Source organism: Chryseobacterium sp. JAH (assembly GCF_001507335.1).
Classification (GTDB): Bacteria; Bacteroidota; Bacteroidia; order Flavobacteriales; family Weeksellaceae; genus Chryseobacterium.
Map to the genome: position 1 here is coordinate 97,222 of NZ_LMAH01000008.1, position 25,946 is coordinate 123,167.

Annotated in this window: 26 protein-coding genes; 21 read left to right on the top strand and 5 right to left on the bottom strand. The window is 36.3% G+C overall.

Annotated features, from left to right (window positions below):
• The first annotated feature begins 4 nt into the window (after positions 1-4).
• Complete coding sequence (locus AR685_RS15490) at positions 5-1,873, top strand: M1 family metallopeptidase (RefSeq protein WP_059125102.1); 1,869 nt, start codon at positions 5-7, stop codon at positions 1,871-1,873.
• Between the two features lie 79 nt (positions 1,874-1,952).
• On the top strand, positions 1,953-2,657 hold the full coding sequence (locus AR685_RS15495) for an FKBP-type peptidyl-prolyl cis-trans isomerase (protein WP_047446940.1): 705 nt from the start codon (positions 1,953-1,955) through the stop codon (positions 2,655-2,657).
• Between the two features lie 116 nt (positions 2,658-2,773).
• On the opposite strand, the gene AR685_RS15500 is transcribed toward AR685_RS15495, so the two are convergent.
• The 5 genes from AR685_RS15500 to clpB all read right to left on the bottom strand — a co-directional run bounded on the left by AR685_RS15500 (position 2,774) and on the right by clpB (position 8,118).
• Positions 2,774-3,418 carry a response regulator transcription factor gene (locus AR685_RS15500; protein WP_047446938.1) on the bottom strand — a complete coding sequence of 215 codons (645 nt, stop codon included), beginning with the start codon at positions 3,416-3,418 and terminating at the stop codon, positions 2,774-2,776.
• Entirely contained in the window at positions 3,415-4,200 is a 786-nt protein-coding gene (locus AR685_RS15505; RefSeq protein ID WP_047446936.1) for a sensor histidine kinase, read from the bottom strand. Before AR685_RS15505 ends, AR685_RS15500 begins: the two co-directional genes overlap by 4 nt.
• On the bottom strand, positions 4,176-4,826 hold the full coding sequence (locus AR685_RS15510) for a hypothetical protein (RefSeq protein WP_047446934.1): 651 nt from the start codon (positions 4,824-4,826) through the stop codon (positions 4,176-4,178). The genes AR685_RS15505 and AR685_RS15510 overlap by 25 nt, the downstream gene beginning before the upstream one ends.
• Positions 4,827-4,836: 10 nt before the next feature.
• The gene (locus AR685_RS15515) at positions 4,837-5,361 is read right to left on the bottom strand and encodes a hypothetical protein (protein ID WP_059125103.1); all 525 of its coding nucleotides are present in this window, start codon (positions 5,359-5,361) and stop codon (positions 4,837-4,839) included.
• A gap of 162 nt (positions 5,362-5,523) precedes the next feature.
• The gene (gene clpB / locus AR685_RS15520; RefSeq protein ID WP_059125104.1) at positions 5,524-8,118 is read right to left on the bottom strand and encodes an ATP-dependent chaperone ClpB; all 2,595 of its coding nucleotides are present in this window, start codon (positions 8,116-8,118) and stop codon (positions 5,524-5,526) included.
• Between the two features lie 361 nt (positions 8,119-8,479).
• Here clpB and AR685_RS15525 point away from each other — a divergent pair, with 361 nt between their 5' ends.
• The 19 genes from AR685_RS15525 (at position 8,480) to AR685_RS15615 (ending at position 25,916) form a co-directional block, all read left to right on the top strand.
• A complete protein-coding gene (locus AR685_RS15525; protein WP_047446928.1) occupies positions 8,480-9,055 on the top strand; it encodes a TetR/AcrR family transcriptional regulator in 576 nt (191 codons plus the stop codon).
• Positions 9,056-9,299: 244 nt separating this feature from the next.
• Entirely contained in the window at positions 9,300-10,619 is a 1,320-nt protein-coding gene (locus AR685_RS15530; protein WP_047446926.1) for a phenylacetate--CoA ligase family protein, read from the top strand.
• A complete protein-coding gene (locus AR685_RS15535) occupies positions 10,616-11,701 on the top strand; it encodes a 2Fe-2S iron-sulfur cluster-binding protein (protein WP_047446924.1) in 1,086 nt (361 codons plus the stop codon). The genes AR685_RS15530 and AR685_RS15535 overlap by 4 nt, the downstream gene beginning before the upstream one ends.
• Before the next feature lie 88 nt (positions 11,702-11,789).
• Entirely contained in the window at positions 11,790-12,728 is a 939-nt protein-coding gene (gene paaA / locus AR685_RS15540) for a 1,2-phenylacetyl-CoA epoxidase subunit PaaA (RefSeq protein WP_059125105.1), read from the top strand.
• A gap of 99 nt (positions 12,729-12,827) precedes the next feature.
• Positions 12,828-13,109, top strand: a complete 282-nt coding sequence (gene paaB / locus AR685_RS15545) for a 1,2-phenylacetyl-CoA epoxidase subunit PaaB (RefSeq protein ID WP_047446920.1) — start codon at positions 12,828-12,830, stop codon at positions 13,107-13,109.
• A gap of 136 nt (positions 13,110-13,245) precedes the next feature.
• Positions 13,246-13,995, top strand: coding sequence for a 1,2-phenylacetyl-CoA epoxidase subunit PaaC (gene paaC, locus AR685_RS15550; RefSeq protein ID WP_059125106.1), 750 nt, complete (start codon positions 13,246-13,248; stop codon positions 13,993-13,995).
• Between the two features lie 97 nt (positions 13,996-14,092).
• Positions 14,093-14,557 (top strand): 1,2-phenylacetyl-CoA epoxidase subunit PaaD, encoded by a 465-nt coding sequence (gene paaD, locus AR685_RS15555; RefSeq protein WP_059125107.1) that lies wholly within the window; start codon positions 14,093-14,095, stop codon positions 14,555-14,557.
• Between the two features lie 94 nt (positions 14,558-14,651).
• A complete protein-coding gene (locus AR685_RS15560; RefSeq protein WP_059125108.1) occupies positions 14,652-15,452 on the top strand; it encodes an enoyl-CoA hydratase/isomerase family protein in 801 nt (266 codons plus the stop codon).
• Between the two features lie 35 nt (positions 15,453-15,487).
• Complete coding sequence (locus AR685_RS15565) at positions 15,488-15,853, top strand: four helix bundle protein (RefSeq protein WP_059125109.1); 366 nt, start codon at positions 15,488-15,490, stop codon at positions 15,851-15,853.
• 28 nt (positions 15,854-15,881) lie between these two features.
• Positions 15,882-17,015: a 3-hydroxyacyl-CoA dehydrogenase NAD-binding domain-containing protein gene (locus AR685_RS15570; RefSeq protein ID WP_059125110.1), complete on the top strand. Its 1,134-nt coding sequence runs from the start codon at positions 15,882-15,884 to the stop codon at positions 17,013-17,015.
• Between the two features lie 88 nt (positions 17,016-17,103).
• A complete protein-coding gene (locus tag AR685_RS15575; protein WP_047446906.1) occupies positions 17,104-17,517 on the top strand; it encodes a PaaI family thioesterase in 414 nt (137 codons plus the stop codon).
• Positions 17,518-17,604: 87 nt separating this feature from the next.
• The gene (gene pcaF, locus AR685_RS15580; protein WP_059125111.1) at positions 17,605-18,813 is read left to right on the top strand and encodes a 3-oxoadipyl-CoA thiolase; all 1,209 of its coding nucleotides are present in this window, start codon (positions 17,605-17,607) and stop codon (positions 18,811-18,813) included.
• 211 nt (positions 18,814-19,024) lie between these two features.
• Positions 19,025-19,618, top strand: a complete 594-nt coding sequence (locus AR685_RS15585; RefSeq protein WP_059125112.1) for a transferase hexapeptide repeat family protein — start codon at positions 19,025-19,027, stop codon at positions 19,616-19,618.
• A gap of 22 nt (positions 19,619-19,640) precedes the next feature.
• The gene (locus tag AR685_RS15590) at positions 19,641-19,832 is read left to right on the top strand and encodes a hypothetical protein (protein ID WP_059125113.1); all 192 of its coding nucleotides are present in this window, start codon (positions 19,641-19,643) and stop codon (positions 19,830-19,832) included.
• 58 nt (positions 19,833-19,890) lie between these two features.
• The gene (locus AR685_RS15595) at positions 19,891-20,718 is read left to right on the top strand and encodes an alpha/beta hydrolase (RefSeq protein ID WP_059125114.1); all 828 of its coding nucleotides are present in this window, start codon (positions 19,891-19,893) and stop codon (positions 20,716-20,718) included.
• Between the two features lie 109 nt (positions 20,719-20,827).
• Positions 20,828-23,323, top strand: coding sequence for a phenylacetic acid degradation bifunctional protein PaaZ (paaZ, locus tag AR685_RS15600; protein ID WP_059125115.1), 2,496 nt, complete (start codon positions 20,828-20,830; stop codon positions 23,321-23,323).
• Between the two features lie 255 nt (positions 23,324-23,578).
• Positions 23,579-24,115, top strand: coding sequence for an SMI1/KNR4 family protein (locus AR685_RS15605; RefSeq protein ID WP_059125116.1), 537 nt, complete (start codon positions 23,579-23,581; stop codon positions 24,113-24,115).
• 85 nt (positions 24,116-24,200) lie between these two features.
• Positions 24,201-24,983 carry a methyltransferase domain-containing protein gene (locus AR685_RS15610; RefSeq protein ID WP_059125142.1) on the top strand — a complete coding sequence of 261 codons (783 nt, stop codon included), beginning with the start codon at positions 24,201-24,203 and terminating at the stop codon, positions 24,981-24,983.
• A 168-nt stretch (positions 24,984-25,151) separates the two neighbouring features.
• Positions 25,152-25,916 (top strand): enoyl-CoA hydratase/isomerase family protein, encoded by a 765-nt coding sequence (locus tag AR685_RS15615; RefSeq protein WP_059125117.1) that lies wholly within the window; start codon positions 25,152-25,154, stop codon positions 25,914-25,916.
• Positions 25,917-25,946 lie beyond the last annotated feature (30 nt).

The following is a 25,946-nucleotide window of genomic DNA, read 5'->3' on the forward strand; positions in this document are numbered from 1 at the left end:
TAATATGAATAGATTTCTTTTGGGATTGGTCACTATGGCTTTATCTGTACATATTTCCGCACAGGAACTGTATATGCCGAGAAATATTAAAAAAGCTTACGAAAACGGAACGCGCGATATTTCCGGAGCACCGGGAAAAAACTACTGGCAGAATAAAGGAATTTATAATGTTGAGGTAAAAGTAGATGCTAAAACGAAGATTGTTTCGGGTAAAGAAACGATTGTTTACAGTAACAACAGTCCGAATGATTTGAATGAATTGGCAATACGATTTGTCAACAATCTGCACAAACCAGAATCTCCGCGATCTGGCTCGGTGTCAAAAGATTTTCTTTCATCTGGTCTAAAAATTAAATCTTTCATCGTTGACGGTTCTGTGTACAATGTCAACAGCGAAAGTTGGGGAACGGTGGAAAAAGTAAAACTAAACAAAGCTTTACAATCGAAATCAAAAGCTGAAGTAAAAATTGAATGGGAATATCCACTGTCTGTACAAAGCGGACGTGAAGGACAAATTGATCCTGAGACTTTTTATGTCGCTTATTCTTTCCCAAGAATTTCTGTATATGATGATTACAATGGTTGGGATATGCTTCCTCACTCCGACCGACAGGAGTTTTACAATGATTTTAATGATTATTCTTTTGCGATTTCTGCTCCGAAGAATTATGTTGTTTGGTCGACTGGTGAATTTCTGAATCCTGAAGAGGTTTTGCAGACTGAATATGTAAACAGATTTAAATCTTCTCTTACAAGTGATGAAATCATTCACATTGCCAGTGAAGCAGAAATGAAATCAGGCAAAGTCACCAAGAATAACAAATGGAATGTCTGGAAATTCAAGGCTAATAACATTACAGATTTCTGTTTTGCTTTGAGCAATCATTATGTCTGGGATGGTTCGAGTGTTCAGCTAAAAACGAAAAGAGCAAGTGTTCAGGCCGGTTATAAAGCCGGTGCAAAAGATTTTGAACATTATGTAGAATGGATGCGGTATAATCTGGATTGGTTTTCAAAAAACTGGCCGGGTGTAGAATATCCATATCCTGTGATGACAGCAATTCAGGGGTATGCGGATATGGAATATCCAATGATGATCAACGATACAAGTATTCCAGATGATTTGCAGGATGCAAGACTGACGGCGGATCATGAAATTGCGCATACGTATTTTCCCTTTTATATGGGAATTAACGAAACCCGCTATGCCTTTATGGATGAAGGCTGGGCAACGACTTTGGAATATTTAATTGGAATTGATGAGAACGGAAAAGATGCCGCCGAAAAATTTTATAAAAACTTCCGCGTTAAAAGATGGATCAATGATGCTTCAGCAGAACAGGATCAACCGATTATTACGATGAGTACTCAGGTAAGCGGAGCAGGGTACGGCAATAATTCTTATGTGAAATCATCTCTTTCTTATCTGGCATTAAAAGATTATCTAGGCGACGATCTGTTTAAAAAAGCTTTACATCATTACATGAATAACTGGAATGGGAAACATCCGATTCCGTGGGATTATTTTTATTCGATGAATACAGGATCGGGAAAAAATCTGAACTGGTTTTTCAACAATTGGTTTTACACTAATTATTATATTGATTTAAAAATCAAAAATGCAAGTCAGCAAAAAGGTAAGCTTATGTTGAAAATTGATAATGTAGGTGGTTTTGCGGTTCCTTTTGATGTCGTTGTGACTTATGAAGATAGGTCGGTTGAAAAAACTCATTATACACCTCAGATCTGGGAAAAGGATCAGAAAAATGCGGAGATTTCTCTTTCAACAAAAAAGAAAGTAAAGTCTGTACTTTTAGAAGGTGGACTTTTTATGGATTACACACCTGAGGATAATTTGAAAAATTTGCAATAGAAAAATTCTTCAAAGCAGTAAAGTTTCTCTAATAAATGATAGATTTGCAGCGGTTAATAATCAATAATAAAATTATCAAATGAAAAGACAGACTATCGCATTATTTTGCATAGCAATATTTAGCATTTCATGTACTCAGAAAAGTGAAGCAAAAGAAGATAGCAAATATACAGATGACCAAAAAGCATCTTATTATATAGGTTTAAGCATTGCTCAAAATATGAAGCAAGAAGGCTTCAAGGTAGATGCAGATCTTTTGGCTCAGGCTATCAAAGAAGAAATGGAAGGGAAAACTAAGCTGATGCCCGCTGAAGAAATGAATACTTTCATGCAAGAATTTATGCAGAAGCAGAATGACAAAAAACAATCTGCAGCAATGGCACAGGCAGATGTAAATAAGAAAAAAGGTCTAGATTTTCTTGCGAAAAACAAAAGCAACCCTAAAGTGAAAACTACAGCTTCAGGTTTACAGTACGAGGTATTACAGGAAGGTGATGGTAATACAAAACCAAAAGCATCGGATGTTGTACAGGTAAAATATACCGGGAAATTGATGGATGGAACTGTGTTCGATTCTACCGAAAAAAATGGAGGCGCACCAATGGATATTAATTTGGGAGGCGTGATCAAAGGATGGACGGAAGGAATCCAGCTCATGAGCAAAGGATCTAAGTACAGATTTTACATCCCTTCAGATCTGGCCTATGGAGATCAAGGAGCGGGAGCTGCAATTCCTGCAGGTTCTACAATCATTTTCGATGTAGAGCTAGTGAATATAAAATAACTTGATGTTTTTTTATCAAAATCAAAAAAAGAAGCTTTTAAGCTTCTTTTTTTTTGAATAATCCTCACGGATAAATAGATAGAGAGTGTTTTCAAATACAGAGGAAAGAGATCGTTCTAAGATTCTGCAAATCCATTTTTTAAAGCGAAAACAGCCAATCCGACTCTTGTTTTCAACTCTAATTTTTCACAGAGCTGATCTCTGTAACTTTCTACAGTTCGAGGGCTGCAGCACATTTTTTCGGCAATTTCTTTATAACTTAATTCTGTAACTGTATAGGTAAGGAATTCTTTTTCTCTGTCGGAAATCTTTACAGACTTTTCGCTGGTATTTTCATTGTTGATGTTTGAAAAAATGATTTTTGAAGCCCATTCCGGATAGAAAAATCCATCATCTTTTAATCTGATAAGAGCTTCTTCGAGATCTCTCGGATGGGTGTTTTTCAGAAGGTATCCTTTTGCACCGTTTTTTATCATTTTAATGACACTTTTGTCATCGCCCTGCATACTTAAGGCCATTACCTTGATATCGGGATGGTTTTTTTTGAGCCAGAGTACACATTCAAATCCATCCATAATCGGCATACTGATATCCATTAAAATGATATCAGGAATTTCATGATTGCTTTGGAATTTCTCAATCAGATCTTGTCCGTTTTCTGCAACATAGATTACCTGAAAATCTTCAAAATTATCAATAATTCCTTCCAAAGCTTTTGCGATAAGCAGATGATCATCAACGATTACTATTGTTTTTTTCATGCCTGATTTTTAAAAGAGATATTAAGTTGAGTTCCGGAATTTATATCACTTACTAAATTGAAATCTGCCCCGATGATTTTTGCACGGTTTTTCATGTTGGTGAGCCCTATTCCGTTAAAAAGCGTTTTTGACGTATCGAAACCGATTCCGTCATCTTTGACATTCAGTTCCCATAGATTTTCTTCAGTAGTTTTTAATTTAATGAAAATGTTTTTGCATTGAGAATGTTTGATGCTGTTTTGAATAAATTCCTGAGTGATTCTGAGAAGTACATTTTTATGAACAAAATCTAGCTCAAGATGATCCATTTGATGTTCAAAATGAATTTCACATTTCTTTAAGGCATTGATGTGATCAACCTCTTCCTCAATTAATGTTATAATTTCTTTCTGATTAATGTTGTCATCTGTAAGAGTTTTCGAAAGCGCTCTCAAATCCTGCAAAGACTGATTAATGATTTGTGAAACCTGATCAATTCTCTCACTTACTTCCGTAACTTTATTTTCGTAGAGCATCTGTTGAGTATAAAGGCTGACTAAAGTGAGCTTTTGACCGATATTATCATGAAGTTCACGCCCGATCTGCTGCATTGTAGACTGCTGAATCTCTAGCTGAGTGGCTAAAAGTTCTCTTTGGTGAACCTCATTTTTAAGCTTAATTTCACTTAGATATTCTACTTTTCTCTGCTTGTATTTTCGTATATAGATCATCACTGCAACAATAAACATTGCAAAAAAAGTATTGAATAGTATAATCGTTAAGAGTAGCTCTGTTTTCCCCATATAAATGAACTTGCAAATAGAAGGTACATGGCAATCCCCGAAATCAAAAAATAATTAAAATAGAGATTCCATATTTCCGGATGTTCGAATAACTGGAAGTAGAACGCCCAAAACGGGAGTGTGCCTATGTAAAATAAAGTTACGCCGAGATTAATATAAAACATCCTGTTTTTAGCAAAATTAAGAATGTTATCTGAGTTAATCTGTTTGTAATATTCCATTATCACCAAAATCATCAAAAGTAAGCTACCAAAGGTATAATTGAAAGGGAAAATTTGTTTGTTTGTGACGAAATATACCTGGGTCACGATATATGACAATGTAAACAATGCGATGAAAATCCAGAATGTTATTTTCTGATTAAGCGATTTATAAGCGTACAACCAAAAGAAAAAAATGAATTCCAATGGAATGACAAAGTAATTGTACATTATATTTTTAGAAAATGAAATATATTCTATTCCATATTTTGCAAGCAGTTCGCAGGAGAAAATAATAGTCAGGAATAATGAAAAGTAGCGGTAATGCGTTTGTCTAATTTTTTTATATAAAAGTATCGATGCCAAAGCGGCAATACCTTCGCTAATTCTCATGCAGTTTTGCAGTAAAATTTGAAACTCGGTCATTCAATATGTATTAGTAAAACTCTACAGTAGAAGATCCTGGTGGAATTAAGTCTCCGTGGTTTTGTGCCATAGCATTTCTTCCCAGTCTGGCTGTTATTGCTAACGCAGTCTCTGTATCTCTTTCTGAATCGGATTCAAAAGGGTTAAAATCAAAATTTAGCATTGTTCCGGTACCATCGTCTTCTTTTTTCGTTGGAATCATCACCAATGTATGTTTTTTGGCATAATCTTCGGGAATAGGGTCGGTAGGGTTTTCCGAATAAGCTGCGTAATAGAAACGAATTCCCAAATCTTTATCAGGACATGTAGGGCTAATCAAACGTGCTTGTTTCTCGATTTCTGCAACAAAATTTTTAACGGTTTCAAGATCAAACCAAATCGAATGAGCATCACCAATTCCTAAATTATCATTGATAAATCTTAATTGATTGTTGCGGTAATTATGAATCAATTCCTGAATAAAATCAGCAGGCATTGTGCTTGGAGAAATAGACTGGTTTTGTCTACCGTTATCGTCATTTTGCTCTGTTCCCATGATTGTTTGTTAAAATTAGTTTCACAAATTACCGAAAAAAATGTAATATAATTAGTGTTTTTCCCGATGAAAGGTACTGTGTTTTCCCGGGTTTTTTAAAAAAAATAACCGCAAACTTTAGTTTGCAGTTATTAAAAAAAATTATATATGAAAAAAAACTACTTATTTTTCTGTAGGTCTGAACACCAAACCTGTTTCCTCAAAATAATCTAAGGTGATTCTGTCTCCATCGTTTACGGTTCCTGCAAGGATTTCTTTGGATAATTTATTCAAAACTTCCTGCTGAATGACTCTTTTTAAAGGTCGTGCTCCGAAAACCGGGTCGTACCCTTTGTTGGTCAGATAATCTAAAGCATCCTGTGTTGCGGTCATCAAAATGTTTCTTTTCAGCAATAAATCGTTGAAACCTCTCAGCTGATACTGAACGATTTTTCCAATTTCTTTTTTTCTTAAAGGCTGAAACAACACGGTTTCATCAATTCTGTTCAGGAATTCCGGACGAAGTGTTTGTTTTAATAAATCAAAAACTTCGATTTTTGTTTTAGCCACAATTTCATCCTGATTTTCCTCTGTAATATTTTCAAAATTCTCCTGAATGAGATGTGAACCGAGATTTGAAGTCATAATGATAATCGAGTTTTTGAAATTCACAACTCGACCTTTATTATCCGTCAAACGACCGTCATCTAAAACCTGCAACAAGGTGTTGAAAACATCCGGATGCGCTTTTTCTATCTCATCTAAAAGCACGACTGAATAAGGTCTTCTTCTAACAGCTTCTGTTAATTGGCCACCTTCATCATACCCAACATATCCAGGAGGCGCACCAACCAATCTCGACACCGAATGACGCTCCTGATATTCACTCATATCGATTCTCGTCATATTGTTTTCATCATCGAAGAGAAATTCAGCTAAAGCTTTTGCCAACTCGGTTTTACCAACTCCTGTAGTTCCTAAAAATAAGAAACTTCCGATTGGTTTTTTCTCGTCGCTCAACCCCGCTCTGTTTCTTCTGATGGCATCTGCAACTGCTTCAATCGCTTCTTCCTGACCAACAACTCTGTGATGCAGTTCAGTTTCAAGATGCAGTAATTTTTCTCTTTCAGATTGAAGAAGCTTGGTCACAGGAATTCCCGTCCATTTTCCAATCACCTCTGAAATATTGTCTGCCGTAACTTCTTCTTTAATCAATTCATTCTGATGGTTTTGCATTTCCAGTTCAAGTTTCTGCAAAGCATCTTCTTTTTCCTTGATTTTTCCATACTGAATTTCAGCAACTTTAGCATAGTCTCCTGCTCTGGAAGCTCTTTCCGCCTCAAGTTTCAGAGATTCAATATCTTTTTTAATTGAAGTTAAATCCTCCGACTTCTGTTTTTCTTTCAGCCATTTTGCATTGATTTCGTTTCTTTCTTCTGAAATTTTCGAAATATCTTCTTTTAAATGGTCGATTTTCGTCTGGCTTCCTTCTCTTGAAATGGCTGCCAGTTCAATTTCCATCTGCATCAGTTTTCTGTCGAGAACATCCAATTCTTCAGGTTTTGAATTGATTTCCATTCTCAGTTTTGCCGAAGCCTCATCAATCAAATCAATCGCTTTATCCGGTAAAAATCGGTCTGAAATATATCGTTGAGACATTTCCACCGCCGCAATAATCGCTTCATCTTTGATTCTTACTTTATGGTGCGCTTCGTATTTATCTTTAATTCCACGAAGGATAGAGATGGCAGATTCAGTATCAGGTTCTTCCACCATTACCTTCTGGAAACGTCTTTCTAACGCTTTATCTTTTTCAAAATATTTTTGATATTCATTTAAAGTGGTTGCTCCAATAGCTCTCAATTCCCCTCTTGCCAAAGCCGGTTTCAGAATATTTGCCGCATCCATGGCGCCTTCACCGCCTCCAGCTCCTACCAAAGTGTGGATCTCGTCTATGAAAAGAATAATTTGTCCCTCTGATTTGATCACTTCATTCACAACAGATTTCAGACGCTCTTCAAATTCACCTTTGTATTTAGCACCAGCAATCAAAGCACCCATATCCAAAGAGTACAGAGTTTTATCCTGCAAGTTTTCAGGAATATCCCCGCTGATAATTCTGTGCGCAATTCCTTCTGCGATGGCGGTTTTACCAACTCCCGGTTCACCAATTAAGATCGGATTGTTTTTAGTTCTTCTCGAAAGAATCTGTAAAACTCTTCTAATTTCTTCATCACGCCCGATAACTGGGTCAAGTTTTCCTTCTGCAGCTAATTCATTGAAGTTTTTAGCATATTTTTTTAAGGATTGATAGGTTTCTTCTGAGCTTGCAGATGACGCAGTACTACCTTTTCTTAATTCTTTAATTCCTCCTTCCAAAAGACTTTTGGTCACACCCATATCTTTCAAAGTTTTCGAAACTTCTGATTTGGTTTCTAACAGAGAAAGCCAAAGATGTTCAATGGTCACAAATTCATCTCCCATTTTTTTTGCGATGTTCGGCGCATCTAATAAAACTTTGTTGGCAGATTGTGAAAGATAAATATTTCCGCCTTGTACTTTTGGAAGTCTTGCAAGGTTTTCGCGGTTTCGCTCTCTTACCAAACTTGCGTCTGCTTCAGATTTTTTTAGTAAGAAAGGAGATATATTTTCATCCACCTGAAAAATTCCTTCAAGTAAATGTTGAGGTTCTATTTGCTGATTGCCAAATTCCATAGCCACTTGTTGAGCGGCCTGGATGGCTTCCTGAGATTTTACGGTGTATTGATTTAAGTTCATATTGTGTATATTTTTGATTCTTTATTTTAAGTTGTCAATTTAAGATTTTAAACATCAGATTTCAGACCAGAAGAGTCTGATAAGTGCTAATTTTCAAAGCTGATTGTTCTAATTTCTGATGTTCTCAATCTTATCTAATCATTTAATTCGGTTAGCTTATCACAAAAATTATTCTATTGTTGAATTTATAAATTATCAAGACAAATTTTCCGAATAGTATATTGTTGAATTTTGATTTGTTGCCAAATTTTCCGAAAAATGGTTTTTATTTTGAATGGGAGATGTACATTTTGACCTTTAAACTATTTTGAATCTGTTGAACTGAGATTCCAAACAGAATAATTACTTTTGCACTCACATCATGGAACTTAAAGAAAAACAAAAGAAAATATTAGACGTTGCGGTAGAGCTTTTCAAAGAGAAGGGGTACATGGGCAGCTCGGTAAGGGATTTGGCGACGAAACTCAACATAAAAGCCGCTTCTTTATATGCGCACATCCGTTCAAAAGAAGAAATTTTAGAATGGATATGCTTTGGAATTGCTCACGAATTCTTTGCGCAGCTTCAGGAAATTAAAAATACAACTCTTCCTCCAAAAGAAAAATTAAACCTCTTTATCGACAAGCATCTATCTGTGGTGCTTGAAAACCGTGATGTGACTCATATTTATTCAAACGAATGGAAACATTTAGACGGAAGACTTCCGGAGTTTATTGAAATGAGAAAAAACTACCAATTGGAAGTCGAGCAATTATTACTTGAAATCTATCAGGCCGAAAATTGGGAGCTAAAGTCGCCAACCTTTACAACAAGATTTATTCTTCATACTTTAAACAACTCTTATTTTTGGTTCAAAAGAAATATAGAATCTTCTGTAGATATCAAAGAGGAAATCAGAGATAAAATTCTTTTCGGTCTTCTCGGGAATCACAAATAATAAGATTATTCATTTCTGTAGAAATCTCAACACTGATTGAAAACTAAAAGAATCTATATAGTCGAGCTTCTTAAGCTCACTGCGTTCAATTCAGAATGACAACGAAACATTAAAGTTTGCTTCGGTTAAAACCTTAATCTCACTCAAAGCAATTTAGAATCATTCAAAATATGACAAAAGTCATTAAAATTTGGTCAGGTAGAAAATCTTTTTTAAATTTACACCTAACAAATGTTAGTTAGTAATGAAGTTTGATGTTGAATATTTAGAACTTGGCCAGTTAAGAACTCTTCAGTCCGAGAGATTGAAGAATTTGGTTGTATATCTTGGAGAGAAATCAGATTTTTATAAAAGAAAATTTGATGAATTAGGAATATCACCACAAGAAATAAGGACAATTGAAGATATTTCTAAACTTCCTATTACTTACAAACAGGATTTAAGAGACAATTATCCGTTTGGATTATTTACCGTTCCGAAAAATGAATTGCAGAGAATCCACTGCTCTAGCGGAACAACGGGAAAACCAACGGTGGTAGGCTACACAAAAGAAGATGTTGATTTATTCAGTGAAGTGGTAGCAAGATCATTGAATGCAGCAGGAGCAAAACCGGGAATGCAATTGCATAACGCTTATGGCTACGGAATTTTCACTGGCGGGCTTGGGCTTCATTACGGAGCAGAAAAATTAGGAATGAGCGTTCTTCCGATTTCGGGAGGTATGACCACGAGACAGGTCGATTTAATCATTGATTTTAAGCCCGAAGTTATCTGTTGTTCACCTTCTTATGCTTTAACTATCGCTGATGAATTTGCGAAAAGAGGAATCTCGGCTGATGAAATCAGTTTAAAATATGCCGTTCTGGGCTCGGAACCTTGGACGGAATTGATCAGGCATCATATCGAAGAGAGATTGGGTTTGCATGCAACCAATATTTATGGACTGAGTGAAATTATTGGTCCAGGAGTTTCAATGGAAGATTTTGAGGAAAAAGGTGGCGCTTACATTTGGGAAGATCATTTTTACCCTGAAATTTTAGATCCGATTACTAAAGAACCGCTTCCTTATGGTGAAGAAGGAGTTTTGGTGATTACGACATTAACTAAAAAGGCGATGCCACTTTTACGTTATTGGACGAACGATATTACAAGTTTGTACTACGACGAAAATGCCAAAAGAACCATGGTTAAAATGAAACCAATCCTAGGCAGAGCCGATGATATGCTCATTGTAAGAGGTGTAAATGTGTATCCAAGTCAGATAGAGGAAGCTTTTTCTCATGTGAAAGGCGTGGTTCCGAATTATTACCTGACTCCAATTGAGAAAGAACAAATGTGTGTGGCACTCGATATTGATGTGGAAATTGATGATGAATTGGTGGCTGCGGAAAATTTAAATATAAATTCAGGTGAATATCTTATTTTCGCAGGAAATTTTGGGAAAAGCATCGAAAACGAAATAAAAAAACGAGTAGGCATTACCACGAAAGTGAAAATTCACGCTCAGGATAGCTTGCCAAAATGCGAAGGAGGAAAAATTAATAGAATACTAAAGACAAAATGAATTCATTTTATAAATTAAAAACTGTAAAGGTTCAGAAAGATACCAACGATGCGGTGAATGTAGCGTTGGAAATTCCTGAGGAACTGAAAGATAAATTCAGATTCAAACAGGGGCAGTATCTGAATTTTAAACTGATGGTTAACGGCAATGAAGAGCGCCGTTCTTATTCTATCTGCAATGCGCCGAGCGAAAAAAGCAACACGCTTGAAGTTTTGGTTAAGCTTTTGGAAGGCGGAAAAGTTTCGGGATATTTCAATGAGCATCTTCACATGGATGAGGTTCTTGAAGTGATGCCTCCGATGGGTGGTTTCAATACTTCATATCATCCGACCAACACTAAAACCTACGTTGGATTGGCTGCAGGAAGCGGAATCAGCCCGATTCTTTCTAATTTGAAGGAAAGTCTTTACCAGGAACCTAATTCAAACGCTTATCTTTTCTACAGCAACAGAAGCATGAATCATGTGATGAAAAAAGCTGAGATCGATAAGTTGGTAGAGCAGTTTAACGGAAGGTTGAAAGTGGTTTATCTGGTAAGCCGTGAAAAACACGCTGACCCGATTTTTGAGGGAAGAATCTCTCCTGAAAAACTGGATCATTTATTTGAAAGATATACCGATATCGATGTGAAGGAAGCTACTTATTTTATTTGTGGGCCTTCGGATATGATTAAAGGGATTTCTGATTATTTAAAGAAAGACAAAAAAGTTCCGGCGATTCAGGTTCTTTTTGAATATTTCTCAGCTCCGGACGAAGAAGATTCTGCGGAAATGAGTGATGAATTCAAGGCAATCGCTAATATTGAAAGTATGGTGACGGTGATTATCGATGATGATGAATATTCGTTCCATTTGAATTCAAAAAAAGAGAGTATCTTAGATAAAGCATTGAAAGACAATCTTCCTGTACCTTTTGCTTGTAAAGGAGGAGTTTGCTGTACGTGTAAGGCGGAAGTTCTCGAAGGAGAAGTTTTCATGGAGAAAAATTTCGCGCTTACCGAAGACGAAGTAGCCAGAGGTTTTGTTCTGACTTGCCAGTGTCACCCTACAACGAATGTGGTGATGCTAAATTATGATGTTTAATAATTTGAAAATGCCATTATCGTGTTTTAATTTTCAAATTGCCTAATTCTCAAATTTTCAAATTAATTAATTTTCAAATTAAAAAATTATGGACTTAGAAAAATTCGTACAATACGTACACGACGAAAATAAAGTAGAACCAAAAGATGTAATGCCCGATGATTACAGAAAATTATTGGTTCGTCAGATTTCACAGCACGCGCATTCTGAGATTGTTGGGATGTTGCCGGAAGCCAATTGGGTTTCCAGAGCACCTTCACTGAGAAGAAAAATGGCGCTTTTGGCTAAAGTTCAGGATGAAGCAGGTCACGGTTTATACCTCTATTCTGCCACTGAAACTTTAGGAAACGGAACCATCAGAGCCGACAGAGATGCTACCTACGAAGATATGCTGGAAGGAAAAGCGAAATACTCAAGTATTTTTAATTATCCGACGTTAAGCTGGGCAGATATCGGTGCCATCGGTTGGTTGGTTGATGGTGCAGCGATTATGAATCAGGTGATGTTGATGGGGAATTCTTATGGTCCTTACTCACGAGCAATGGTGAAAATCTGTAAAGAAGAATCTTTCCACCAAAGACAGGGTTACGAGATTTTAATGGCGCTTTGCCGTGGTACAAAACAGCAGAAAGAAATGGCTCAGGCTTCGTTAAACCGTTTCTGGTGGCCGGCTCTAATGATGTTTGGCCCGAATGACGATAGTTCGCCAAACTCTAAAATCTCAATGAATTACAGAGTAAAAAGAGAAAGTAATGACAGTCTTCGTCAGAGATTTATCGACGTTACCGTTTCTCAGGCTGAGTTTTTAGGCTTAACGGTTCCGGATAAGGATTTAAAATGGAACGAGGAGAGACAACATTATGATTTTGGAGAACTTCCTTGGGGGGAATTTATGGAAATCTTAAAAGGAAACGGCCCTGCAAACAAAAAAAGACTGCAGACCAAAGTAAAAGCACAGCAGGAAAATCTTTGGGTAAAAGAAGCAGCGAAGGCTTTTGCGGAGAAACAACAAAAAGAAGTAAAATAATAATGTGCTAATTTGAAAATGTGCTAATTTGAAAATGCCATCATGTGTATAAATTTTCAAATTGACTAATTCTCAAATTACCTAATTTTCAAATTAATTATGGTAAATTTAGATATGTGGGAAGTGTTTATTCAGACTAAACCGGGATTATCTCACAAACACGTTGGAATTGTACAGGCACCAACAGCAGAAATGGCTTTGCAGAATGCAAGAGACGTTTATACAAGAAGAAAAGAAGGAACTTCTGTTTGGGTAGTTCCAAGTAAATATATTGTGACTTCAGAAGGAATTGATAAAGAAGCTTTCTTTGATCCGGCTGATGACAAATTGTACCGTCACCCGACGTTCTACGACATTCCAAACGATGTAAAAAATATGTAGATTAATAATTTGAAAATGTGGTAATTTGAAAATTTGAAAATTAATTTAACGCTGTTAATTATTCTCTACTTCTCATTTTACGACACTTACTCAATTTTCAAATTAACTAATTTTCAAATTCTCAAATTAAAAAATAATGAATCCATTATATAATTATTTATTAAAACTAGCAGACGACAGTTTCATTATGGGACAGCGTTTGTCTGCGTGGTGCGGTGAAGGTCCTTATCTGGAGGAAGATATTGCTTTGACGAACATTGCTTTGGATGAGCTTGGACAAGCTAACAACTTTTACGTGTATGCTTCGAGAGTCATTGACAACGGAAAAAGTGAAGATGATTTGGCTTTCCTGAGATATGAGCATGAATATTTAAATGCACACTGGACAGAACTTCCCAACGAAGATTATGCTCAGACCATTTTGAAAGTGTATGTTTTCTCTGTGTATCAAAAGTTGATGTATGAAGCTTTGTCGAATTCAACGAACGAGGAACTTTCGGCTATCGCTCAGAAATCTCTGAAAGAAGTAAGATACCACTACACGCACGCTGCGTCATGGATGAAAATTTTCGGACAGGGAACTGAAGAAAGCAAAATGCGTCTTGAAAGATCCATCGAAAATATCTGGGAATACACCAAGGGTTTATTTGCAAAAACAGAAGGCGAAGATGATTTAATTGCTTTAAACATCGCTCCGAATGTTGATGCTTTGTATGAAGATTTTCTTACAATTACAAAAAGAGATTTTGCAAATTTCGGTTTAGAATATCCTGCAAATCCTTTTATGCAGCCAAAATCAAGAACAGGATATCACACAGAATATTTCGGATTTATGCTTTGCGAATTGCAGTATATGCAGAGAGCGTATCCGGGTTGTACTTGGTAAAAATGTCAATGAGTTAATTTGAAAATGTGCTAATTTGAAAAATGGCGGACTGCTTTAAATTTCAAATTACCCAAATTTTCAAATTTTCAAATTAATTATGAAAAATCCTTTAGAAATATTAGAATTAGTCCCCGATCCGGAAATTCCGGTGATCAATATCGTGGAATTGGGCATTGTAAGAGAGGCGAAGGTTACCAGCGAAAATTCTTGTGAAGTAACGATTACGCCCACTTATTCTGCCTGTCCCGCTATGTTTACCATTGAGGAAGATATTATCAAAATCATGAAGGAAAACGGTTGGGATGCTACAGTCGTTACCAAAATGTTTCCGATCTGGACGACAGACTGGTTGACAGACGAAGCGAGAGAAAAACTCCGTGTTTACGGAATTACACCTCCCGAAAAAGGAGCCGACGAAAACCACATCGGGAAACCTAAAAAATGTCCACGTTGCGGCTCGATGAATTCAAAACAGATCAGCAGATTCGGGTCTACTTTGTGTAAGGCTTCGTATCAATGTCTGGACTGTTTAGAACCATTTGATTATTTTAAATGCCACTAAATAATTTGAAAATTTGCTAATTTGAAAATGAGTAAATTAGTAGTGAAATCAGAATTTTCAAATTGACTAATGTTCAAATTAAAAAATTAATACTATGTACACACAACTTGATATTGAATCGCATTTTGGCGGAAAATTAAAAATCGCTTACCTCAATCAGCCTGACACGATGAATGCTTTAACCAAGCCTTCGTTGGCAGATTTGAGAGATTTTGTGAAAGAATGCAGCGATGATCCCACAGTAAGATGTGTGGCAATTTCTGGTAGAGGAAGAGCTTTCTGTTCTGGTCAGAATCTGGACGATGCTTTCGTACAAGGAAATGATCATCATGATAACGATATTATCAGAAGAATTGTAACCGATTATTACAATCCTCTGGTTATGGAAATTACCCGTTGCAAAAAACCTGTCGTTGCTTTGGTCAACGGTCCTGCAGTAGGAGCGGGTGCCATGTTGGCATTAATTTGTGACTTCGTTTTAGCGACTGATAAAGCTTATTTTGCGCAGGCATTCTCCAATATCGGATTAATTCCTGATACAGGCGGAACGTATTTCTTACCTAAATTATTAGGAAGACAATTGGCGAATTATTTAGCATTTACAGGAAAAAAATTGTCAGCAGAAGAATCAAAATCTTATGGTTTGGTGGCTGAGGTTTTCACGGAAGAAGAATTTAATTCAAAATCAATGGAAATTTTAGAAAAAGTTTCGAATATGCCGACGGTTGGTTTAAAATTAACAAAAAAAGCCTTCGCCAATTCTTACAATAATACGTTGAAAGAGCAATTGGAATTAGAAGGAGACCTACAGCAGGAAGCTGCGGAAACAGAAGATTTCAAAGAAGGAGTACAAGCCTTTTTACAAAAAAGAAAACCTGAATATAAAGGAAAGTAATCAATTTGAAAATGAATTAATTTGAGAATTTGAGAATGAGAAATGACAAAGAAAATATTATTGTAAATAAGACTTTCGACTTTGCATTGAACATCATTGAATTTTCGGAAGATTTATATGAGGCTAAAAGATTTCCTTTAGCAAATCAGATTTTTAAATCAGGAACTTCGATTGGAGCAAATGTGAGAGAAGCTCAAAATGCAGAAAGTAAGGCAGATTTTATTCATAAATTAAAAATCGCTGCGAAAGAAGCTGATGAAACACAATATTGGCTTTTATTATGTTTAAAATCTAAATTTCTAAAATCGCCCAGCGAAAAATTAATTTCTGATTTAAAAGAAATTCTGTTAGTTCTCTCAAAAATCATTTCGAGTTCGAAACTTAAATCATTTTCAAATTAGCTCATTTTCAAATTTTCAAATTTAAAATATGAACGTAGGAATTATCGGTGCCGGAACTATGGGAATTGGCATCGCACAAGTAGCTGCAACGAACGGATGCAAAGTTTGGGTCTATGACGCCAACGCAAAACAAGTAGAAACGGCAACCATAGGTTTGGAAAAAACATTGACCAGATTGGTTGACAAACAGAAGATTTCGTCGGAAAAAATGGTCGAAATTCTAGCTAACATTTCCATCGCTACAGAATTGAAGGACTTCAAAGATTGCGAACTCGTCATCGAAGCCATCATCGAAAATAAAGAAATCAAAACCAAGATCTTCACAGAATTAGAGAAACATGTTTCTGAAAGCTGTGTGATCGCATCCAATACATCATCCATTTCCATTACATCTCTCGGTGCAGAACTGCAAATACCGAAGCGTTTCATCGGAATTCACTTTTTCAATCCGGCTCCTTTAATGCCTTTGGTTGAAATTATTCCGTCTTTACTTACTGAGAAGTCTTTAGCCGATAAAATGTACAACCTCGTGAAAGATTGGGGTAAAGTTCCTGTGATGGCTAAAGATATTCCTGGATTTATTGTCAACAGAATTGCCCGTCCTTACTATGGAGAAGGATTGAGAATTGTTGAAGAAAACATCGCAACGGTAGAGCAGGTGGATGATGCCATGAAAAGATTGGGTAATTTTAAAATGGGACCTTTTGAATTAATGGATCTCATCGGTGTTGACGTGAATTTCTCTGTAACCACAACGGTTTACAAAGATTATTTCTACGACCCAAAATACAAACCATCCCTTCTACAACAAAGAATGTCTGAAGCCAAACTTCACGGCAGAAAAACAGGAAAAGGTTTCTACGATTATGCTGAAGGAAGTTCAAAACCTGAACCTCATAAAGCTGAAGCTCTTTATCAACAAATATTTTTAAGAATTATTTCAATGCTGATTAACGAAGCGGTCGAAGCAAAAAGATTGGGTGTTGCAAATGACGAAGATTTAGAATTGGCAATGCAAAAGGGAGTAAATTATCCGAAAGGGTTATTGGCCTGGGGAAAAGAAATTGGTTACGCCAAAATCTCTGAAACGCTGCAAAATCTTCACGATGAATATCAGGAAGAAAGGTATAGGCAAAGCCCTTTGTTGCGTAAATTGAATTAGATAATTTGAAAATGTGCAAATTTGAAATTGATTCCGCATTATTCAATTTTCAAATTCTCAAATTGATTTAATTCTCAAATTAAAAATTATGAATCCAAGACAAGTTGCAGAATATATGTTTGATCAGGATTATTTTTCCCAATGGATGAATATCAAAATGATCGAAGTCAAAGAAAATTATTGTTTACTGGAAATGCCCATCAAAAAAGATATGATCAATGGGCTTAAAACAGTTCACGGAGGCGTTACGTTTGCTTTTGCAGACTCCGCATTGGCATTTTCGTCCAATAATTCTGGAGATGCAGCTGTTGCGCTGAACTGTATCATCAATTTTACCAAAGCGGGAAGAGAAGGAGATGTCTTTAGAGCTGAAAGCACTTTGGTAACTGATACCAGAAAAACCGCTGTTTACGACATTAGAATTACCAATCAGAATGATGAGTTGGTAGCGAAATTTGTGGGAACAGTTTATAAAATCGGAAAAAAAGTAACAGAATTATAGATTTGAAAATTTGGAAATGAGGCAATTTGAAAATTATTTTTAAAGCTTTATTTCATTCTCAAATTAACACATTTTTAAATTAAAATTATGAACAACGTATATATCATAGATTACATCAGAACTCCCATTTCAAAATTGAGTGGAGGTTTATCAGAAGTTCGTGCCGATGATTTGGCGGCAATCGTTTTAAAAGAAATTGTTGCCAGAAACCCTCAAGTTCCTGTTGAGGAAATTGAGGACGTTATTTTCGGATGCGCAAACCAAGCAGGTGAAGATAACAGAAACGTAGCAAGAATGGGACTTTTATTGGCTGGACTTCCTTACAAAATCGGAGGCGAAACTGTAAACAGATTGTGCGCTTCAGGAATGTCAGCGGTGGCCAATGCTTTCCGTTCGATTGCTTCCGGTGAAGGTGAAATTTATATTGCAGGTGGAGTAGAGCACATGACGCGTTCTCCTTATGTGATGTCAAAACCAAGTACAGCTTTTGGGAGAGACAGCCAGATGTTTGATACCACTTTCGGATGGAGATTTGTAAATCCCAAAATGAAAGAAATGTACGGAGTTGACGCAATGGGAGATACCGCCGAAAATTTGGCAGAAATGCACAACATTAGCCGTGAAGATCAGGATAAATTTGCCCTTTGGTCTCAGCAGAAAGCGACAAAAGCTCAGGAAAGCGGAAGACTGGCAGAAGAAATTATAGAAGTGGAAATTCCACAAAGAAAAGGTGATCCGAAAATTTTCGATAAGGACGAGTTCATCAAACCGACTTCTTCAATGGAAGGATTAGGGAAACTTCGTCCAGCTTTCAGAAAAGAAGGTGGAACAGTGACGGCTGGAAACGCCTCCGGAATGAATGACGGTGCAGCAGCTTTAATTTTAGCAAGCGAAGAAGCGGTAAAAAAATATAGTTTAAAACCAAAAGCTAAGATTTTAGGTTCATCTGTTGCCGGTGTTGAGCCAAGAATTATGGGAATCGGGCCAGTTGAAGCGACTCAGAAGCTTTTGAAAAGATTAAATCTTTCATTAGATGATATGGATGTCATCGAACTGAACGAAGCATTTGCTGCTCAATCTTTAGCGGTCACAAGAAGTTTAGGATTAAAAGATGATGACTCAAGAGTTAATCCGAACGGAGGCGCAATTGCCATTGGTCATCCGCTAGGAGTTTCAGGAGCCAGAATTATAGGTTCTGCAGCATTGGAACTTCAAAAGCAAAATAAAAAATATGCGTTGTGTACGCTTTGTATCGGTGTTGGTCAAGGCTATGCAATGGTGATTGAACGGGTTTAATTTGAAAATGTGCTAATTTGAGAATTTGAAAATGCTATTCAGAATATTATCAATTTTCAAATTAGCTGATTTAAATTAAAGTTTAAAACTCTGCTGAGTGAAACGCCTTTGCGAACGAAAAATATGCATGAAAATTTTCAAAAAAGCTTTGTGAACTTTGCGTTAAAAATAATTTTCAAATTAACTCATTCTCAATTTTCAAATTAAAATTATGAATATTTACTCATATCACGGTATTCGTCCCATTATAAAACCATCCGCTTATGTTCATCCGCAGGCGGTGATCATTGGAAATGTGGAAATCGGTGAAGAAGTTTATGTAGGTCCTAATGCGGTGATCCGTGGCGACTGGGGTAAAATTATTGTGAAGGACGGAGCGAATGTTCAGGAAAACTGTACACTTCATGTTTTTCCGGGGATTGAAACCATTCTGGAAGAATCTGCACACATCGGTCACGGAGCAATTATTCATTCTGGACAGATCGGTAGGAATTGTTTGGTTGGAATGAATGCCGTTGTGATGGATAAAGCAGCTATTGGCGACGAATGTATCATCGGGGCTTTGGCTTTTGTTCCTGCCAATTTCAGATGTGATGCGAGAAAATTGATCGTTGGCAGTCCGGCAAGAATCATCCGTGATGTCTCTGATGAAATGATTAAGTGGAAAACCGAAGGAACGAGATTGTATCAGGAATTAGCAAGAGAAGGGAAAGATGCCATTCACTTGTGTGAGCCTTTTACAGAATATGTTCAGCAGATTCCTACGAAAGTTGTTGATTACAGTATTTGGGATGATGTGAAATAATTGACTTCATAAAAATAAATTCATGAAAGATATTTTCACCCTGAGAAACTTCAGAAAGTCCTTAATTCTAGGATTGGTAGGTTTAATATTTTTTTACTTAATAAGACTGGTTTTTAAACGTGAAAATGAAGATTGGATGTTTTATATGCTCATGTTCTTCACTTTCTTTTTTATCAATTTTGTTTTAGGTCACGGAAATAAATCATGGAATTAATTCTTTAAAAACAGTAAGAAAATCAAATAGTGTTTAAAGATTAAAATATAAGATTAAAATGTTTAAAAAACTTCTCACTTTCATCAGTATATTATTTACTTTTCAATTCATGGTTTTTGCCCAGACTGGAAATGTAAAACCGTTGGTGATTGGAGAAATCAGAGCGATAAAGTCCAAAATTTTAAAAGAAGAAAGAACGTTGAACATCTATCTTCCTCAAAATTTTGATAAAACAAAACCTTATCCGATCATTTATCTTTTGGATGGATGTATGAATGAAGATTTTATTCACGTCACGGGATTGGTGCAGTTCTTTAATCAGATGTATGCCATGCCTGAAACGATTGTAGTCGGAATTGCGAATATTGACAGAAAAAGAGACTTCACTTTTCATACAGATTTAAAAGATTTGCAGAAAGATTATCCTACAACAGGACATTCTGATAAGTTTATTGGCTTTCTTGAAAAAGAATTAAAACCTTACATTGAAAGTCAGTTTAAAACTACCGATACCTACTTGTTTGGGCAATCACTGGGTGGACTTTTAGCAACAGAAATTTTGTTGAAAAAACCTGAAATGTTCAATAACTATTTTATTATCAGTCCGAGTTTATGGTGGGATGATGAAAGTCTTCTAAAACAGGCTCCGCTATTATTATCCAAAATTAGGGACACTAAGAAATTTGTTTATGTTTCTGTCGGAAAAGGCGAGCATAAAGTAATGGTGAAAGATGCAGAAGATTTCTACAATATTCTTTTAAAATCAAACAAGAAAAACTGGACGGTAGACTATAAAATGATGGAAACAGACAATCATGCAACTATTCTTCACAGAAGTTTGTATGAAGGGTTGGTAAAGCTGTTTCCTTATCAGGAACCGAAGTGAAAATAAATAATATAAAAGTATGAAAATGTAGCAACCTCACAGATTTTTTTTTAATTGTTGGTAATACAGTTACGTTCATATATTGATAAACTAGAATATAAAATATTTTATGGAAAAACTAAAAAACTATATCCACGGCGAATGGATAGAAGGTACCGGAAACGGAATTCCTTTGTACAATGCCGTGACGGGAGAGCAGGTTGCCGTTTCAGATACAGAAGGGCTGAATTTCAAACAGGCTCTTGATTTCGGAAGAACAGTCGGCTATAAAAATCTTTCATCCATGACGTTCTATGATCGTGGGGAAATGTTAAAAAAGGTTGCGCTGTATCTTTTGGAAAGAAAGAAAAAATATTACGATTTATCCTATAAAACAGGGGCAACGCACGCAGATTCATGGGTTGATATTGAAGGAGGTTTTGGAACATTTTTCACGTATTCAGGATTGGCCAAGAGAATGCTCCCGAACACACCGTTCTGGGTAGATGGTGAAACTCAGAAAATTTCTGCCAACGGAACTTTTCTCGGAACTCATATTTTGACACCGAGTGAAGGAGTTTCTGTACAAATCAATGCATACAATTTTCCTGTTTGGGGTATGTTGGAAAAACTGTCGACTTCTTTATTGGCGGGTGTTCCAAGTATTGTGAAGCCGTCTCCTTACGGTTCTTATTTAACGAATGCTGTTTTTCAGGATATGATTGAAAGTGGCGTTCTTCCTGAAGGTGCGCTTCAATTGGTTTGCGGTGAGCCGGGAAATATTCTGGATTATGTTCAGGATGGAGATTCTGTATTGTTTACAGGTTCTGCAACAACGGGTAGAAAATTGAAATCTTTACCTTCTGTTTCAGGAAATGCTGTCCGTTTCAACATGGAAGCAGATTCTTTAAACTGTTCGATTCTTGGATTGGATGCAAAACCGGGAACGCCCGAATTTGATTTATTCATCAAAGAAGTTCGTACCGAAATGACGACTAAAGCCGGACAGAAATGTACAGCAATCAGAAGAATTTTGGTTCCTGAAAACTTAATTGGAGACGTTCAGAATGCTTTGTCTAAAGCTTTAGATCAGACGAAAATCGGAAATCCATTAAGCCGAGAAACGAGAATGGGTTCTTTGGTCGGAAAACAGCAGTACGATGAGGTCTTAAGAAAGGTTGATATTCTGAAAACTGAAAACGAACTAATCTACGATGGAAAACACGAATTGGTAGCTGCAGATTACGAGAACGGAGCATTTATGTCTCCGAAATTGTTTTTAAATGATTCTCCGTTCACTAAAAATATCTCTCACGATGTCGAAGCTTTCGGTCCGGTTTCTACATTGATGCCTTACAAAGATGCAGAAGAAGCTGCGGCGTTGGCAAAACGAGGAAAGGGAAGTTTGGTAGGATCCATTGTTTCTCACGATGAAAAATTCGTAGCTGAAACTTCATGGAAAATGGCTTCTCAGCACGGAAGAATCTTCGTGTTAAACAGAGACAATGCGAAAGAAAGTACAGGTCACGGTTCTCCGCTACCAACTTTGATGCATGGTGGTCCCGGAAGAGCAGGCGGCGGTGAAGAAATGGGTGGACTGAACGGTCTTCATTTCTTCCTTCAGAAAACAGCCATTCAGGGTTCACCGGATATTTTGACGGCGATTACGAAAGTATATCAGCAAGGTGCTGAGAAAAAGTATTCAGACAAACATCCTTTCCAGAAATATTTTGAGGAAGTTGAGGTTGGAGATTCTCTTGAAACAGCAGGAAGAACAGTTACTGATGCAGATATTGTTAACTTCTCCAATGTTTCATGGGACCATTTCTACGCACACACAGACGCAACGAGTTTATCAGGAACGATTTTCGATAAAACGGTTGCTCACGGATATTTTATCCTTTCTGCAGCAGCCGGATTGTTTGTCTCAGGCAAAAAAGGTCCTGTTATTGCCAACTACGGATTGGAAAACTGTTCATTCTTCAAACCGGTTTATGCCGGAGATACGATTACCGTTTATTTAACGGCAAAAGAAAAGATTAACCGAGGTGTGAAAGGAAGAAATATTCCTTCAGGAGTGGTAAAATGGTTGGTTGAAGTAGTGAACCAGAGAGATGAGGTGGTTTGTGTAGCGACGATTTTAACGTTGGTAGCAAAACATTCTCCGTTTATTGATTTTAAAGTTCAGAATATTCAGAAAAAACTGAATGCACTAACTGAAAATACACAGCCTGTTTTTGGAAATTTCACTCCGCAATTGATGGTTGAACATTTGGAAGAGGTTTTAAGAAACGGTTTCGGCGATCTGAAGCCGGAAGATTTTGACGAAATTCCGGAAGAAAAATTAGAAAAACTTCAGGACTGGTTGTACACCGATATGAAGATTCGTCCGGGAGCGCAATATCCATTATGGAAAGAAGGTGAAGTTCCTCAAAACAAAAATAAAAATCTTGATGCTGCTAAAACTCAGTTAGTAGAAACATTAAAAGAGTTTACGGTTTATTTCAAAGAAAATCCTTTTGCGGAACATTACAATCCAAGATTCGGACATTTGAATAAAGAGATGATGGAGCTTTTCCAAAGAAAACATTTTACGCATCATTTTGAGCAGTTTGGACTGATTTAATTTAAAATAATTGATGGAATTTATACTCCCTTTTGGCTATTTGCTAAAAGGGATTTTTAGTATATTTAAATATAAAATTTTTTTGATGCTTGCTATTGTAACTAATTTTGGTTCAAATCTTTTTTCAAATTTAAATCCTGAACACTTGCAACCAGAAAATTTTGTACATTATTTTAAATAATTTGAATTGATTTAGTTAAATAAAATACAGATATTTGGAGAAGCTTAATACGGCTTCATTTTAATTAAAAATATATGGAAATACAATTTTTCAAGGATTTCGACTTTAAAGGTTTTTGGAGTGAGTGCAGTTATTCTGCAAGAGATTATATTGGGAATATTCCTGATAATGAAATGATCGATTCTGTTCAGAAAGAATTGGGATATAAACTTCCGGGCTCTTATATTCAGATGATGAAAACACAAAACGGCGGATTGGCAAATAAATCTGTTTTTCCTACTGCTGAAGCCAATTCTTGGGCAGATGACCATGTAGCAATAACCGGTATTATGGGTATTGGAAGAGAAAGGATTTATTCTCTTTGCGGAGAAAAAGGAAGTCGGTTTGTGATTGAAGAGTTAGGATATCCCGCTATCGGTGTGTATTTTGCTGACTGTCCTTCCGCAGGAAACGATATGGTTGCTCTTGATTATACAAACTGCGGCAAAGATGGTGAGCCGGAGATAGTACATGTAGATCTTGAGAACGGTTTTAAAAAGACTTTTTTAGCCAAAGATTTTGAAACTTTTATTAAAGGTTTAAAAAAAGAGGAAGAATTTGATGTAGAATGACGCGTCAGCAAACGATTGAGATATAAAGAAATTTTATCAAAAAATATAAAGAAGACCATTGTCAAAGAAGATTAAAATCTAAATGATGCCCTGGAGTCCCGAAATTTACAATCAGTTTAAAAACATTCGCTATCAGCCGTTCTTCGATTTAATGAGCTTAATTTCATCAGAGCATTTGAAAAAAGCAATCGACATCGGATGTGGAACCGGCGAACAAACGCATATTTTGTCTGAAAAATTTGAAAATGCAGTTTTTTTTGGCATCGATTCTTCTGCAGAAATGCTTGCTGATGTCAAACAGTTTCAAAATGACAGGCTTCATTTCAGTAAAATAACTGTTGAAGATTTATGTAAATCAGATGAAAAATTCGATTTAATTTTCAGCAATGCTGCATTGCAATGGTCTGATGATCATCACACGTTATTTCCCACATTGTTGTCGATGCTCACCAATAATGGGCAGCTTGCAATACAAATGCCTGTGCAGGCAGAAAATATTCTGAATCAAATTTTGTTTAAACTTGCCTCTGAAGAACCTTTTTGTACTTATCTGGAGGGATGGAACAGAGTTTCACCAGTTTTAAGTATAGATGAATATGCGCAGATTATGTTCAATGGCGGGCTAAGAGAGTTAAATATTTCCGTGAAAGTTTATCCCATTATTGCTGATGATTCAGAAAATCTTTTTCAGTTCATTTCCGGTTCATCGCTAATTCCGTATTTGGAGAGACTGGATGAAGAGCGAAAAGGGGATTTTATTTCAGAATATAAAAGGAGAATTAATCTTCATTTCAAAAAATTCCCTGCTATCTACGCATTCAAGCGTTTGCTGCTTTACGGCAAAATGCAGGCGAATATTTCTCGATAAAACATAACTCCACAGGGAGGCGAAAGTTTAATCTGTAAACAAAAAACAGAAGTTTTAAACGGTAAAAAAATTATTGGAATATAAAGAACAATCATTTTGAATGTATCAATATTTATTTAGATTAAACTATTTTTGTAATTAGTAAATATCAAACTATATTTTAAAGAAATGAACGACTTTGTAACCTCAGAAATTAAAAACAATATTGCCGAGATCACATTCGGAACACAGAAAAGCAATGCTCTTCCCGGAGCGATTCTTGAAAAATTGGCTCAGACAATTTTAGATGAAGGAGCTAAAAATGAAGTGAAAGCTATTCTTGTAAAAAGTGAAGGCGAAAAAGCGTTTTGCGCCGGAGCAAGTTTTGACGAATTGTTGGCAATTGAAGAGCTTGATGCATCTACAAAGTTTTTTGGAGGCTTTGCAAAAGTTTTAAATGCCATGAGAAACTGTGGTAAAATCGTCGTGGTAAGAGTTCAGGGAAAAACAACCGGAGGAGGTGTAGGATTGGCTTGCGGAGCAGATTACTGTTTTGCAACGAAAGATTCTGCATTGGCTCTTACGGAGATCAATCTAGGGATCGGTCCTTTTGTTATTGGTCCTTATGTAGAAAGAAAAATCGGAAAATCCCAGTTTTCGGCAATGGCAATTGATGCAGATTTCAGATCCGCAGATTGGGCAGAGCAGCATAATATTTATCACTCAGTGTCAGAAACCATTGCTGATATGGATTCAAAGCTTGAAAAGTTTTTACTTACGTTAGCATCTAGAAGCGAAGATGCTTTAGCTTTGATCAAGAAAGTTTCATGGGAAGGAACTGAATATTTTAACGAATTGATGCCGGCAAGAATTCATATGAGTGCAAGCCTAATTTTGGAAGATTCTGCCAAGAAAAACATCGAAGCAATCAAAGAAAGATTAAGAACAAAATAAAATAGGGTAAATACATCCTTCAAAAAGGGT

Excerpts from the sequence above, each read along its gene's own strand:
- AR685_RS15490 (WP_059125102.1), top strand. The coding sequence starts at position 5 with ATGAATAGATTTCTTTTGGGATTGGTCACTATGGCTTTATCTGTACAT.
- AR685_RS15495 (WP_047446940.1), top strand. The coding sequence starts at position 1,953 with ATGAAAAGACAGACTATCGCATTATTTTGCATAGCAATATTTAGCATT.
- AR685_RS15500 (WP_047446938.1), bottom strand. The coding sequence starts at position 3,418 with ATGAAAAAAACAATAGTAATCGTTGATGATCATCTGCTTATCGCAAAA.
- AR685_RS15505 (WP_047446936.1), bottom strand. The coding sequence starts at position 4,200 with ATGGGGAAAACAGAGCTACTCTTAACGATTATACTATTCAATACTTTT.
- AR685_RS15510 (WP_047446934.1), bottom strand. The coding sequence starts at position 4,826 with ATGACCGAGTTTCAAATTTTACTGCAAAACTGCATGAGAATTAGCGAA.
- AR685_RS15515 (WP_059125103.1), bottom strand. The coding sequence starts at position 5,361 with ATGGGAACAGAGCAAAATGACGATAACGGTAGACAAAACCAGTCTATT.
- clpB (WP_059125104.1), bottom strand. The coding sequence starts at position 8,118 with ATGAACTTAAATCAATACACCGTAAAATCTCAGGAAGCCATCCAGGCC.
- AR685_RS15525 (WP_047446928.1), top strand. The coding sequence starts at position 8,480 with ATGGAACTTAAAGAAAAACAAAAGAAAATATTAGACGTTGCGGTAGAG.
- AR685_RS15530 (WP_047446926.1), top strand. The coding sequence starts at position 9,300 with ATGAAGTTTGATGTTGAATATTTAGAACTTGGCCAGTTAAGAACTCTT.
- AR685_RS15535 (WP_047446924.1), top strand. The coding sequence starts at position 10,616 with ATGAATTCATTTTATAAATTAAAAACTGTAAAGGTTCAGAAAGATACC.
- paaA (WP_059125105.1), top strand. The coding sequence starts at position 11,790 with ATGGACTTAGAAAAATTCGTACAATACGTACACGACGAAAATAAAGTA.
- paaB (WP_047446920.1), top strand. The coding sequence starts at position 12,828 with ATGGTAAATTTAGATATGTGGGAAGTGTTTATTCAGACTAAACCGGGA.
- paaC (WP_059125106.1), top strand. The coding sequence starts at position 13,246 with ATGAATCCATTATATAATTATTTATTAAAACTAGCAGACGACAGTTTC.
- paaD (WP_059125107.1), top strand. The coding sequence starts at position 14,093 with ATGAAAAATCCTTTAGAAATATTAGAATTAGTCCCCGATCCGGAAATT.
- AR685_RS15560 (WP_059125108.1), top strand. The coding sequence starts at position 14,652 with ATGTACACACAACTTGATATTGAATCGCATTTTGGCGGAAAATTAAAA.
- AR685_RS15565 (WP_059125109.1), top strand. The coding sequence starts at position 15,488 with ATGAGAAATGACAAAGAAAATATTATTGTAAATAAGACTTTCGACTTT.
- AR685_RS15570 (WP_059125110.1), top strand. The coding sequence starts at position 15,882 with ATGAACGTAGGAATTATCGGTGCCGGAACTATGGGAATTGGCATCGCA.
- AR685_RS15575 (WP_047446906.1), top strand. The coding sequence starts at position 17,104 with ATGAATCCAAGACAAGTTGCAGAATATATGTTTGATCAGGATTATTTT.
- pcaF (WP_059125111.1), top strand. The coding sequence starts at position 17,605 with ATGAACAACGTATATATCATAGATTACATCAGAACTCCCATTTCAAAA.
- AR685_RS15585 (WP_059125112.1), top strand. The coding sequence starts at position 19,025 with ATGAATATTTACTCATATCACGGTATTCGTCCCATTATAAAACCATCC.
- AR685_RS15590 (WP_059125113.1), top strand. The coding sequence starts at position 19,641 with ATGAAAGATATTTTCACCCTGAGAAACTTCAGAAAGTCCTTAATTCTA.
- AR685_RS15595 (WP_059125114.1), top strand. The coding sequence starts at position 19,891 with ATGTTTAAAAAACTTCTCACTTTCATCAGTATATTATTTACTTTTCAA.
- paaZ (WP_059125115.1), top strand. The coding sequence starts at position 20,828 with ATGGAAAAACTAAAAAACTATATCCACGGCGAATGGATAGAAGGTACC.
- AR685_RS15605 (WP_059125116.1), top strand. The coding sequence starts at position 23,579 with ATGGAAATACAATTTTTCAAGGATTTCGACTTTAAAGGTTTTTGGAGT.
- AR685_RS15610 (WP_059125142.1), top strand. The coding sequence starts at position 24,201 with ATGCCCTGGAGTCCCGAAATTTACAATCAGTTTAAAAACATTCGCTAT.
- AR685_RS15615 (WP_059125117.1), top strand. The coding sequence starts at position 25,152 with ATGAACGACTTTGTAACCTCAGAAATTAAAAACAATATTGCCGAGATC.